Source organism: Streptomyces sp. NPDC020917 (genome assembly GCF_044333795.1).
Lineage (GTDB): Bacteria > Actinomycetota > Actinomycetes > Streptomycetales > Streptomycetaceae > Actinacidiphila.
This window is the reverse complement of the sequence record NZ_JBIRRR010000003.1, coordinates 298,012-310,629: the sequence shown is the minus strand read 5'-3', so window position 1 is coordinate 310,629 and position 12,618 is coordinate 298,012. Positions and strand designations below refer to the sequence as shown.

Here is a 12,618-nt window from a genome sequence, read left to right as displayed (position 1 = left end):
CAGGTCCACATCCTGTCGATCCGTCCTCCGCGGTCTCGGGCAGGTCGACGTCTTTGGTGATCTGGCCGACGGAGTTGTCGACCCCGTCGGCCAGATCGACCAACTCGGCTTCGAACTCGGCCTGAACCTCAGTTCATGGACAGGCCCTTGCGGCCGCTGGTGATCTTGTGGTGCTTGCCGTTGAGGAGCACCCCGGAGAGTGTGGCGGTGAGCCCTCGGGGGATCTTGGCGTCCTTCAGATGGGCTGTGACGCCGTCGGGGGTGTAGCCGAACAGGTCGCTGATGATCACGTCGGAGAAGCCTCCGGCCAACGCGTTGAAGCACTGGGCACTGCCGGGTGAGGCGATGACGGTCGCCTTGTAGCCGGGTATGCCGGAGAAGGTGAGCGCCGTGCCGAAACCGGTCCTGCTCGCACTCCAGGTTGCCGCGTAGATCCGTGCGGTCTCGTGGGTGATCGACTCGGTGGTGGTGGTGCCGTTGCCTTCGTCGAAGGGCAGGCGGAGCACGAGGGAGTCGTCGGTGGTGGCGGGGGTGGTGTCGGTGTACTGGGCCTTGATCTCGTCGGCGGAGAGCGCGCGGGCGTAGACGCGGGCCTCGTCGATGCCGCCGCGGAAGAGACGGCTGGGGTCCTTGGGGCAGTCGCCCACCACCACTGGAGTGCCGGTGGATGCCGTCAGCGTCCCGCTGGCCGACTGGGTTGCCTGCAGGGTGCCGTCGATGAAGACCTGGATCTGGTGGCCGTCGTAGACACCGGCGACATGGTGCCATTCCGAGGTCGGCACCGTGCTGGCGGTCGTCGCCCCGACGAAGTGACCGCCGAGCGCGAGGGTGAAGTCGATCCGGCCGCCGGCGCCGCCCCGGAGGACATAGCCGGAATCCTGGGAGCCCCAGGAGTCCTTGGCGATGATGCTGCCTTGCCAGTACTGTGTGGGCCAGCTCTGAGGATTGATCCACGCCGATACCGTGATGGCGTTCGCGGGGTTCAACGCCGCCCGGTCGGTGAACGACACGCCCGCGGCCGGTACGAGCTGGTGGGACTGGCCGTACGGGCCCTGGCGTGTCACTCCCGAGAACCTTCTCAGCAGCGACAAGCAGCCCGGATAGTCGCCGAATCGGGCGAAGGTCTGGGCAGTGAGTGAGGGCCAGGTGTCGTAGCAGCCCGCGCTTCCGTGGTCGGTGCGTGAGACCGGCGCCTGGGAGTCGGACAGGGACAAGGCGCGCATCCAGTCGTCGCCCGCCAGCAACTCGGTGGTGACGAAGTTCTTCATGGCGGTCTTCTGCTCGCTGGTCAGCGCCGGGGCGAGCATGTTCCCCGCGGTCACGAAATCGACGACGGTGCGTACCGCGACGGTGGTGCCGTCATTGTGGCGGCAGTTCCATACGCCGTTGTTGGCGCTGTCGTACAGCTTGAGGACTTCACCGAGCAGGGCGTCGGCTCTCGTGGTGAGGTCGGTGGCGGTTGCGGAGTCACCCGCGCGTGCGAACAGTAGTGCTGCCTGCTGCATCATCCACACGTTGGCCGCGTTGAAGGACGCCACCTGGTGAACGTATTTCGGCAGGACTTCCAGGAGGTTGCCGTTTTCGCCGTAGTCGGCCAGTGACTGCCCCTGTGGCACCAGGCTCTGCCAGTACGTGGCCAGGCCCTTCATGTGCTCACGGACAGTCTTTCCGGTGCCGGGGACCGTGGTGTCGAGGAAGGCGACGTCGCCACTGTAGTGGACGTAGTTGAGGATCGTGAGGAAGACGGAGAAGTCGTTCGCGCTGTACCACGGGCCGACGAGATTGCCGGACACGCAGTCGACGGCGTATCCCTTATGGACGTCCTTCGCGAGCCAGTGGGTGGTCCAGGCCTTGACCATCGCCGGATCGAGCAGAGACAGAATGACTGAGATGTAGCAAGTGTCCCAGAAGTAGGTGACGTTGTTTGCCCATTCGGGCGCGCCGGTCACGTAGACGCGGTCGAATCCGTTGAAGGCGCCGGATCCGGTAGGCCTACCCAGAACGCCGGAGAAGGCGGAAGACAGATTTGTCCGCTGGCAGGCGAGCACCGAGAGAATGCTCATGTAGTACAGGCGGGCGATCGCTTCGTCGTCGGTGCGGAGAATCGGCAGGCAGCCCGAATACTGCCGGTTCTTGGGGGTGAAGGCGTCCTGCCACCGCTGCTCCCAGCTCGCGGCGGCGTCGTTGAAGACCGCTCGGAAAGCCCTGGCGGTGGCGTTGCAGGCGTCCGCGACGCCGTTGCCGTCCTGGATGTCCTTCAGCGGCGCCGCCGTCGAGGTCTGGCCCACGCTCATGACGATGTCGATCGTCGCCGATCCTTCCGCTGCGACCGGCCACTGAGCCGTTCCGCCGGCCGAGGCCGTACTCAGCACGGGTGTTGGAGCAAATGCGAACGCCGTCACGGCCGAGGAGCCGCTGTCGGAGATCAACAGGCTGGAGTCGGAGGTCTGGTAAGCGGTGAAGGTGTGGTTGCCACCCGGTCGCGGGGACCCCCATGACCAGACGGCGCCGGCCGGCGCCTTGGCGATACGGGGATTGGCGTTGACCGAGACCGTGATCTGTGCCGTCGTGGGGTTGGACACGGTGACGCGCAGCAGCAGTTCGTTGCGCTCGAAGGCAAGGCGGGTCGACGATTCGATCGTCACCCCGGAACCGGTCGTCGCCTTACGCGTGACCTCGTACGCCGACCATCGCGATTCGCTGGTCGTGACGGGCACGCCGTCCACGCTCAACGCACAGGAGTCACCGCCCCCGTCCAGATAGGGCGCAAGCGTGAAATTGCGAATCGCCAGTACGTTGCCGGCGACTCCCACGGCTCCCCAGAAATTGCTAGTGGCGGGCAAATGCTGCAATTCCTGCTGCGGCAGCCAATCGCTGGCAAGCGAGTCCAGCGCCGGCGCCCTACCAGGCGCGGCAGCGGCCATCCCCGCTCCGAACAGAGGAGTGGCGAACGCGGCAGTGCCCACCACCGCGGACCACGAGAGGAATGTACGACGGTCGATGTTCGTCAAGACTTTTCTCCCAGACGTTGGGTGCCGGTCGAGGTTCGAGCCAGCCGTGCAGGAATTCGCTGATCCAGAAGAGTTGGTGCTGACCTGACCCTGGATCAGATCTGGGCAGCCCGGGAAGCCTGGTCGGCGTCGTTGCTCGACGGCGTGATCGCACTGCCGCCGGCACCGCGGTGTTGGTGCGGGCGTTGATCGTCGACGTGCCGTTCCCGTGAGCGAGGTTCAGGCCAACCGCAAGCCCTGCGGCCGCTGTTCAAGCCGACCCCCTACAGCTAGCATCCGCTAGGCTGCCTGTACGATAAGCAGCCAGGTGGATGCTAGGAGGCGGCATGTGGAGTGTCAATGCCCCTGTCATGGGATCCAGCGGACTCGCCGCCGGCCGTCTAGTTCACGCCACGTGCGTATGAAGCCGCAGGTGCGCGGTAGGTCCAGGCGTTGCCGGAGATGACCTGCTTGACGCGACGGATGCCGTGGGCTGCGAAGACTGGCGCAGCGCGGGTGAGGGAGACAGCGCAGACGTGGCCCCGGTCATCGGCCTGACGGTGCACCAGGTGAACTGCTCACCCGGCGGAGGGCGTTCGCCGGCGCCGGGCGATCGAGAATCGTGAACGCCATGTCAGAGACGTGGCGTTCGGGGAGGTTGCCTCGTGCGTGTGGACCGGGAGTGCAACCCCGGGACAGGCGGTCGTAGCCGGCTACGGGCGACCCTCGGACTGATGTGAACGTTCAAAGGCGAGCGCGAGAACGGCGAAACCCTGGTGCGACGCCGCTCCGGCTACGGCGACACCGTCCGCACCGATACTCACGCCCCGCGTCCAGCGGGTGGATCACTCAGCCGAACGGCCCTCCCGCCGTCCCCGGCCGTGGGCCAGACCTTCGCCGGCCTGGAGCAGGTGGTCCTGCATCGCCTGTGCTGCTGCATCAGGATCACGTTCGATGATCCGGTCGAGAATCACGGCGTGGGCCTCGATGATCGGCTCGATTCCCATCCCTGACTCCTTCCAGCCGCGCCACGCCTCGACGCGCAGTTGGTGCAGGAGGGGGGTGATGGCATCTATGGTGAGCAGCACCAGCTGGTTGCCTGCCGCGCGCGCCACTTCCCGGTGGAATGCCTGGTCGGCCTCGTGCAAGTCCTCCTCGCTCTCGACCGAGCGAAGAACCTCCAGCCGCCTGCGGATGGCTTCGATGTCCGACTCCGTGGCTCTGATGGCCGCGAGCTTCGCGGAGCCGACCTCCGCGACCTGGCGGTAGTCCTGTATGTCTTCCAGCTGTGTTCCGGTGATCGCGAAACGCAGCCGCAGGAGCCGTTCCAGCTGGCGGGGCCCAGGCATGGTGATCACGGTCTCTCGCCCCTGGCGCCGCTCCAGCAGGCCTTGGCCGGCAAGCTCGGCGATCGCCTCGCGGATCACCGGCCGGGAGACGGAGAGTTCCGCCGCGAGGTCGGCCGTCGCGGGCAGGGCGTCACCCGCGGACAGGTTTCGCTCCTCGATCAGGCCGATGAGGGCGTCAACGGCCATGTCGGTCAGGGACTGCCGTTGGATCGGCTTGGGCACGCGGCCTCCCCCACTCAGGCGGGGGACTCGGCCCCTGCAATCAATCAGGCAGCTAGCATACATGTAGATATCAGCTTAGTTGTAGCTTCCCACCGCCCGGGCGGCTCCAGCCTCCTGCCGCCTCGTGCGTGGTCAGCGGCCGTCCCTCGCGCTCGTGCACGCCGCAGGAAACCTCGCAGTCACGTTGCGGTAACACACTATTGACAGCCCCGACGCGCCGCTCCTACCTTCCCACTTATCTGCTAAGCGGGTAAACCGACAGGGAGTGGCTATGAGACATGGAGCAGTGATTGCGCTGGTTGGCGCGGTTGGCCTCGCAGCAACCGTGACAGCATGCAACGGCACGACTTCGAGTAGTGGTGACGGTGCCGCCGGTGGGTCGAAGCACGCCACGATCGGGCTCGTGCTGCCGCAGGGCGACAAGTACTTCCAGGGCATCCAGCAGGGGATCGAAGCCGCTGCCAAGAAGGACGGTAACACCGTCGTCGTGGTGAACACGAACAACGATGCGGGTGCGGAGGCCACCCAGGTTCAGAACCTGATCCAGCGTCGCGTCGACGCCATCATCATGCAGCCGGCGACCTCGTCGGCCGGTTCGATCGCGACCATGAGGTCTGTCGGCGCTGCCAAGATCCCGCTGATCTGCTTCGGCAACTGCACGGGGGACGCTGCGAACCCGAGCGTGGTGAAGGGCGTCGTGCAGTCGGACAACACCGCGCTGGGCACCGCGACCGGTCAGGAAGCCGCCAAGTACATCAAGGAGAAGCTGGGCGGCAAGGCCGTGATCGGGATGCTCAACTGCGACTCCTTCGAAGTCTGCAAACTGCGCAAGGCGGGATTCAAGCAGGCCTTGGCGTCGGCGGGCGTGCAGGCGACCTATGCGGCCGACCAGGAGGGGTACCTCGCCGACAAGGCGACACCGATCGCCACGAACATGCTCTCGGCGAACCCCTCGATCAACCTTCTGTGGTCCGCGAACGAGGGCGGCACCCTGGGCGAGATCGCCGCAGTGAAGAGCCGGGGGCACCAGGTCCCCGTCTTCGGCACGGACATCAGCGACCAACTCGCCCAGGCCCTGCTCAACAACGACGAGGTCCTGAACGTCACCACGGGCCAGGACGCGAGCGCTACGGCCGCGAAGGCCTACGCCTATGCGATCCGGTCCATCGCGGGCCAGCCCAACGCCCCCTTCACGGCGAACATTCCTGGCGTGACCTACTCGCGGGCCAACCCCAGCGAGGTTCACGCATACCTGGGCCAGTGACGGTGGCGACGATCCCTCGTGATGCCGTCCGCCGTTCGTCCGCGGCCGGTTCGCGAAGTCGAGCTGAGGAGCAAGCCGATGCCTGACGGGGACACCGCACCTCCGGCACTCGATGTGGCGGGGCTGGTCAAGCAGTACGGGCCGGTGCGTGCGCTGAACGACGTGAGCCTGCAGCTCAGACGCGGCGAGATCCGCGCGCTGCTCGGCAAGAACGGCGCCGGCAAGTCGACGCTGGTCAAGGTCATCTCGGGTGCGGAGCAGCCGGACTCCGGCACCATCCGCACCGGAGGCGAGCAGGTCCGGTGGAGCAGCCCCGCGGCCGCGCAGGCGGGCGGCATCAGCGTGGTGCACCAGGAGCTGTCGCTTGTGCCAGGACTGTCCGTGGCGGAGAACATCTGCCTGGGCAGATGGCCGAGGCGGGGTACGTCCGGCGCGTTCATCGACACCAAAGCCGTGGAGCGGATGGCTCGGCGGGCGCTCGAGCTGGTGGGTGAACCGATCCCGCTCTGGCGGGAGGCCGGCCGGCTCAGCCTTGCGGAGCAGCAACTCGTCGAGATCGCCAAGGCGGTCGTGCACGAGCCGCGCATCCTGATCCTTGACGAGCCGACCAGTTCACTGAACGCGCGTGAGGCGGACACATTGCTCGCCCTGGTCCGGCGGCTCGCCGCCAGCGGCGTGTCGATCATCTATGTCTCGCATCGGATGCGGGAGATCCCCCTGATCGCGGATTCGGTCACCGTGCTGCGCGACGGTGCCGAGGTGGCGACCCTGCCGATCGGGGAGGCGTCACCGTCCCGGGTGGCCGAGCTGATCATGGGCGACGTCGACATGGCCCGGGAACCGCGCGCCACCGTGCCCCAGTCCCGCTCGACGCGACCGCTGCTGAGTGTCCGGGGACTCGCCAAACCCCATCTGCTGGACGACGTGTCATTCGACGTCTACCCCGGCGAGGTCGTCGGGATCGCCGGGCTGCTCGGCTCCGGGCGCAGCGAGATCCTCGAAGCCGTCTTCGGGGCCCGCCACGACGTGTCGGGGCAGGTGAGCGTCGCCGGCCGGGAGGTCAAGCGGCGCAGTCCCAGCCGCATGCTCTCCCTCGGGGTCGGGATGACCTCCGAGGACCGCCGCAGCGCCGGCATCGTCCCCATGCTCAGCGTGTTCGAGAACATGCTGCTGTCAGCCCGCGGCCGTGTCCTGCCGAAGGTCTGGCTGAGTGCGGCACGGGAGCGGCGCATCGTCGCGGAGCTATGCGAGTCACTGGCGGTGGCCACCTCCTCTCCGTGGAAGGCGATCGCCGATCTGTCGGGCGGGAACCAGCAGAAGGTGGTCATCGGCCGGTTGCTGGCCGCGAACTTGAAGGTCCTGCTGCTGGACGAACCGACGCGCGGTGTGGACCTTCACGCGAAGCAGCAGCTGTACCGGTTGATCCGGGAACTCGCCGGAACCGATGTCTCGGTCGTGTTCGTCTCCTCGGAACTGGAGGAGCTCATCGAGGTGTGCGATCGGGTCCTCGTCCTGCGTGACGGGCGAATCGTCGATGAAGTGCCGGGGGAGAACGCGACTCCGGACCACCTCCTCACCCTCGCAATATCTGGAGAAAACAGTGAGCTCTGAAGTCGCCCATACGGCGGCGGACACCCGCCGCGGTCCGCATGCCCTGTCCTGGATCCGGATCGGCAGCTGGGACAATCTCGGTCTCCTGGTGGCGGCTGCCATCATGTTCCTCTGCTTCAGCTTCACCGCCCCGCACTTCCTGGAAGTCTCGAACCTGCTGAACGTTCTCCAGCAGGCCGCCTTCTTCGGAATCATCGCCTACGCCATGACCCTCGTGATCGTGGCGGGCGAGATAGACATCTCGGTCGGCTCCCAGGCCGCGCTGTCCTCCGCCCTGCTCGGCGTGCTGGTCGCCCACCACGGATGGCCGATGTGGCTCGCCTGCCTCGTGATCATCCTGCAAGCCGTGCTGGTGGGCGGAATCGCCGGCTGGATCAGGGCGCGGTTTCAAGTGCCCAGTTTCATCGTCACTCTGGCGCTCTACATGGCACTGCGCGGCCTGGCCATGAGTTTGACCAACGCGTACGCCATCCCGGTCGACTCCGGGAAGTTCTTCTACTGGGGCTCCGGGAAGATATTCGGACAGTTCCCCGTCGCCGCGCTCTACATGCTGCTGGCGTTCGCCGTGTTCGCTCTGATCGCACGGTTCACCGTCTTCGGCCGGTCCGTATACGCGGCCGGTGGGAACCCGAAGGCCGCGCAGTTGTCCGGAATCAAGGTGCATCGCGTTCGGATCATCGTACTGGCGCTGACCGGCTTGACCGCCGCGGTGACAGGTCTGCTCCAGTCGGCGCAGCTCTCGTCCGGAACTCCCACGATCGCGGTCGGGCTCGAGTTCGACGCCATCTCGGCCGCCATCATCGGTGGAACCAGCCTCTCCGGAGGACGCGGCACCGTTGTCGGGACCTTCATCGGAGTGCTCTTCGTGGCCATGCTCTCGAACGGCATGGTGCTGCTCGGCGTGGATCCGTACGCGCAGAACGTCGTGCGGGGAGCCGTGGTGCTGGGTGCCGTCCTCATCAACGTCGTGCGTGGCGAGCGCTCGGCCAAGAAGAAGTGAGCGACACGGCAGGCCGTCTGGGTAGGACCGTGACCGGGCGCTCCTGCCGGGCAGACCGCATGATCAGGAACCGGGCCGTTGCAGAACGGATCGTGAGCCCGTACGGGGCGAAGGAAGGGAAGTTGCCGTGATTCACCTCAGCGAACTGTTGGACCCCGGGCTGCCGAGTGACCTGTGGAAGCTCGTCAAGCAGTGCGGAGTCGACGATGTCGTCGCGCTTCTCGACGGCGGCGAACAACAGCGGAGCTGGCCGCAGCGTGCGGCGTCCACCGGGCCCGAGCCGTGGAGCTCAGCGGGCTTGCAGAGGGTGATCGCGCAGTTCGCAGAGCACGAGCTGCGTGTCATCGCCTTCGAGGACACCCCGCCGATGGACGGGGTCCGGCTCGGCCTTCCCCAGGGCAAGGAGCAGTTGCGACGGATCCACGAGCAGATCCGCGCGATGGGCGAACTCGGCGTGGGAGTGCTCTGCTACAACTGGATGGCTCTCAGCGGCTGGGCTCGTACCGATGTCCGTGTTCCCGACAGGGGAGGGGCTCTCGTCACCGGCTTCCGGCTGGCCGATGCCGAGCAGGAGCCGCCGCTCGTCGCACCGGGCGAGGTCACGGCCGAGCAGTTGTGGGACGGTCTGCACGCCTTCCTGGAAGCGACGCTGCCCGTGGCGGAAGAGGCGGGTGTCAAGCTCTCGCTGCACCCCGACGACCCGCCGCTGCCCTCCGTGCGCGGGATCCCCCGCATCGTCTCGTCGCTCGACAGCTATCGCAGGATCCTGGCCGACCACCCGTCGCCTTCGAACTGCATCACCTTCTGCCAGGGCAACTTCCGGCTGATGACCCCGGATCTGCCGCAGACCATCAGGGAGTTCCTGCCGCACATCGCGTTCGTTCACCTGCGCGACGTGCGGGGCTCGGCAGAGGACTTCGTCGAGACGTTCCACGACGCCGGACCCACCGACCTTGCCGAGTGCATGCGCATCTACGTTGAGGGCGGTTTCGACGGCCCCATGCGGCCGGACCATGTCCCGACGATGTACGGAGAGTCCGACGAGCGACCCGGCTACACCACGCTCGGCCGGTTGTTCGCCCTCGGGTACATCCGCGGCCTCCAGCATGGCAGTGGAGGGAAGCCATGACCGTCGAGGCAGCGCACGCCCCGCGGCACGTGCTGGAGGACGAACTGCTTCGCGTGGAGATCGCCCCGGCCCTCGGGGCGACGATCACTTCGATCAGGCATCGTCCCAGCGGGGCCGAGCTGTTGTGGCGCAACCCTCGCTTCAACCTGCCTGCGAGCCAGGCGGAGAGCGGCGTCGACCTGTGGCTGCGGGCGGGTGCGGGCGGCTGGCAGCTGGTGCTTCCCAACGGAGGTACCGAATGTACGTACCAGGGCGTCAGCCACGGCTTCCACGGCGAGGCCGGCCTGCAGTCCTGGAGGGCGCGGGCCGGGGTCCGCCGGCTCGCACTCTCCACGGAACTGTCGACCCTTCCCCTGTCGCTGACCCGCACCGTGACACTGGCGGCCCCTGGCGTGCTTCGGACGGACACCACCGTGCTCAACACCGGCGCGGATCCGGTCGAGTTCATGTGGGGCGAACACATCGGGTTCGGGGGCGACCTGCTCGACGATCCGCATCTGGAGCTGAGTTGCTCCAGCGCCGACATCACTGCGGATGACGAGTACCACGCGGCTTCCAACCCGCTCACCGCGGGTGCGCGGTCGAGGTGGCCCCACGCCGACGGCCCGGACGGTCCGGTCGACCTACGCCGGCCCCGCCCGGGTTCCAGCTCGCTGGCGTACCTCTCGAACGTCGAGCAGCCCATCACCGTGACCGCCCCGGGTCTGGGAGTGGCCGTCGCCATGCGCTGGTCGTCCACCTTCCCCTATGTGTGGCTCTGGACGGAACTCGGCGGCGAGCAGGGCCCACCCTGGTTCGGGAAGGCGCGTGCGATCGGCGTCGAGCCCTTCACCTCCTGGCCCAGCCAGGGACTCACGAAGGTCGCCGAGAAGTCGGGTACACAACTGCGCGTTCCAGCCGGAGAAGGGATCACCGGCTGGGTGAAGACCACTGTCAGTGAGACTGAGAGGACCGTTCCATGAGCCAGCCCCGATCGATCGACGAAGATGCGCGCCTTTCCGCCGGCACGTCGGCCGATGGCGCCGACGACTGGTTGCTGCAGACCGTCCGGACCCGCCTGAGCACGCCGGTCGTCGGGGACATCCTGGACCAGATGGGACGCTGCCACCAGTTCCTTCCCCCGGAAATCCGAGGCCTCACCGCAGATACCGTGGTGGTCGGCCGAGCGATGCCGGTCCTCATCGCCGACTGCTTCGGCCCGCAGAACAAACCGTTCGGACTCCTCACCCAGGCCCTGGACGACCTGCGCCCGGGTGAGGTCTATGTCGCTCGCGGATCGAGCCTGCCCACTTCCGCGTGGGGGGAGATCCTCACCGCGACGGCAAGGATGCGCGGCAGTGTGGGAGCGGTGGTCGACGGTTTCCACCGGGATACTCCCAAGGTGCTTTCCCAGAACTGGCCGGTGTTCAGCCGCGGGGCCTACGCCCAGGATGCGGCGGTGCGGACACAGGTCACCGCCTATCGTGTGCCCGTCGAGATCGGCGGCGTTGCGGTGCGTCCGGGTGATCTGGTCTTCGGGGACGTCGACGGCGTGGTCGTCATCCCGCGCGAACTCGAGGCGGAAGTCATCGAGCGGGCACTGCAGAAGGCGTCCACGGAGAACCTTGTCCGCCGTGCCATCGAGAACGGCATGAGCGCGACCACGGCCTTCGCCGAGTACGGAGTGCTGTGACCGAGGAGGTCGCGGGGCCCGAGGGAGCCTCAAACTATTTTCTATGGGAGATGACGCATGCCCCGATCACTGAACGAGCAAGGCACGCCCACGCCCGACACACCATCAGTCGGGCGGCTTCGAGGCAAGGTCGCTCTCGTCTACGGTGGAACCCGAGGAATCGGAGAAGCCACCGTGCGGCGCCTGTGCCGCGACGGTGCCAAGGTCGCATTCGCGGGGCTGGGATCCGAAGAAGCCCACGCCCTGGAACGGGAACTGGGCGAGCAGGGCTTCGAGGCGTGGGGCGCTGCCGTTGACGTCCGGAGCCCGACTGAGATCGCCGACTTCACCGCCCAAGCGGCGCTGAGATTCGGCCACCCGGGCATCATGGTCTACTCCGCGGGAATCCAGCGGTACGGAACGGCGCTGACGACCAGCGAACAAGTCTGGGATGAAGTATTCGACGTCAATCTCAAGGGCGCCTACCTGGCCGTGCACTCGGTCATCCAGCACATGCTGGACGGCGGGTCCGGATCGATCGTCCTGGTGTCGTCGGTCCAGGCGAGCGCCACCCAGAAGAACGTGACCGCGTACACGGCGAGCAAGGCGGGGATGCTCGGCCTCATGCGAAGCCTGGCCATCGACTACGCCGCTGACCGGATCAGGGCCAACGCGATCCTGCCGGCTTCGGTGGACACGCCCATGCTCCGGGCGTCCGCAGCCCAGGTCGCCGGCACACCGGCCGAGGCGGAGCAGGTGGTCCGTGCATGGGGAGAAATGCACCCGCCGGGCAGGGTCGCCCAACCGGAGGAGATCGCCGAGGTCATCGCCTTCCTCGCCAGTGACCAGGCCAGCTACGTCAACGGCGTCGAGTTGCGCGTCGACGGCGGACTCCTCGCCGGGGTGCCCCTCGTGGCACCTGCCAAGGACGATGTGTGACCGTTTGACGGCCGCCCCGGTAGTGTGCCCGGCTTCATTGCCGGTGCCGGGGCGTCCACCCGCCCGATGTCTCGGCGGAACCCTTTCAATGTGGCCACCGATCGGGTGACGGCAGGCAGGATGAGGACGGCGGGCCCTCACCCTGGTGGACATAGGGCATCGGGCTGCGTTGCCCGAGGCAGGGTTGACGGTGACGGGTGTTGCAGTGGTGCAGCCAACCGAACGCTTCGAGGCGGTCGGGCTTGCGCGCTCCCCGCCGGTATCACGCGCGTACGTCCTCGGCCGCTGCTCGTCGGCCCGTCCGGCGCGCCAGCCAGGAACCCGCCTGGGCGCGCAGCGGCACCTGCGGGATCGCGCTGGTTGGAACGTGCCCCGCTCGCCCCGCTCACTGGTAGCAGGCGACCACCCGGCGACCTCACGATTCCAGGTCGATCCGGCCACCCGCGGCCCGTCGTCGTCCCGG

9 protein-coding genes are annotated in these 12,618 nt (G+C 67.2%); 7 read left to right on the top strand and 2 right to left on the bottom strand.

Features of this window, described 5'->3' with window-relative positions:
- Nucleotides 1-128: 128 nt before the first annotated feature.
- Both ACH4TG_RS08615 and ACH4TG_RS08610 read right to left on the bottom strand, forming a co-directional pair.
- Entirely contained in the window at nt 129-3,011 is a 2,883-nt protein-coding gene (locus ACH4TG_RS08615; protein ID WP_398241430.1) for a LamG domain-containing protein, read from the bottom strand.
- 824 nt (nt 3,012-3,835) lie between these two features.
- Nucleotides 3,836-4,561 carry a FadR/GntR family transcriptional regulator gene (locus tag ACH4TG_RS08610; protein ID WP_398241429.1) on the bottom strand — a complete coding sequence of 242 codons (726 nt, stop codon included), beginning with the start codon at nt 4,559-4,561 and terminating at the stop codon, nt 3,836-3,838.
- 286 nt (nt 4,562-4,847) lie between these two features.
- Between ACH4TG_RS08610 and ACH4TG_RS08605 the strand changes: the two genes are divergently transcribed.
- From ACH4TG_RS08605 to ACH4TG_RS08575, 7 genes are all read left to right on the top strand, one after another.
- Nucleotides 4,848-5,825 (top strand): substrate-binding domain-containing protein, encoded by a 978-nt coding sequence (locus tag ACH4TG_RS08605; protein WP_398241428.1) that lies wholly within the window; start codon nt 4,848-4,850, stop codon nt 5,823-5,825.
- Nucleotides 5,826-5,903: 78 nt separating this feature from the next.
- Nucleotides 5,904-7,436, top strand: coding sequence for a sugar ABC transporter ATP-binding protein (locus ACH4TG_RS08600; protein ID WP_398241427.1), 1,533 nt, complete (start codon nt 5,904-5,906; stop codon nt 7,434-7,436).
- Entirely contained in the window at nt 7,426-8,436 is a 1,011-nt protein-coding gene (locus ACH4TG_RS08595) for an ABC transporter permease (RefSeq protein WP_398241426.1), read from the top strand. The genes ACH4TG_RS08600 and ACH4TG_RS08595 overlap by 11 nt, the downstream gene beginning before the upstream one ends.
- A 127-nt stretch (nt 8,437-8,563) precedes the next feature.
- Nucleotides 8,564-9,565, top strand: a complete 1,002-nt coding sequence (locus tag ACH4TG_RS08590; protein WP_398241425.1) for a mannonate dehydratase — start codon at nt 8,564-8,566, stop codon at nt 9,563-9,565.
- Entirely contained in the window at nt 9,562-10,527 is a 966-nt protein-coding gene (locus tag ACH4TG_RS08585) for a hypothetical protein (protein ID WP_398241424.1), read from the top strand. The genes ACH4TG_RS08590 and ACH4TG_RS08585 overlap by 4 nt, the downstream gene beginning before the upstream one ends.
- On the top strand, nt 10,524-11,237 hold the full coding sequence (locus ACH4TG_RS08580) for an RraA family protein (RefSeq protein WP_398241423.1): 714 nt from the start codon (nt 10,524-10,526) through the stop codon (nt 11,235-11,237). The genes ACH4TG_RS08585 and ACH4TG_RS08580 overlap by 4 nt, the downstream gene beginning before the upstream one ends.
- 69 nt (nt 11,238-11,306) lie before the next feature.
- On the top strand, nt 11,307-12,155 hold the full coding sequence (locus tag ACH4TG_RS08575; protein WP_398241683.1) for an SDR family NAD(P)-dependent oxidoreductase: 849 nt from the start codon (nt 11,307-11,309) through the stop codon (nt 12,153-12,155).
- The last annotated feature ends 463 nt before the right edge of the window (nt 12,156-12,618 follow it).

What these genes read in the sequence shown, in the direction of transcription:
- ACH4TG_RS08600 (WP_398241427.1), top strand. Translation starts at nt 5,904, where the DNA reads ATGCCTGACGGGGACACCGCACCTCCGGCACTCGATGTGGCGGGGCTG.
- ACH4TG_RS08585 (WP_398241424.1), top strand. Translation starts at nt 9,562, where the DNA reads ATGACCGTCGAGGCAGCGCACGCCCCGCGGCACGTGCTGGAGGACGAA.
- ACH4TG_RS08580 (WP_398241423.1), top strand. Translation starts at nt 10,524, where the DNA reads ATGAGCCAGCCCCGATCGATCGACGAAGATGCGCGCCTTTCCGCCGGC.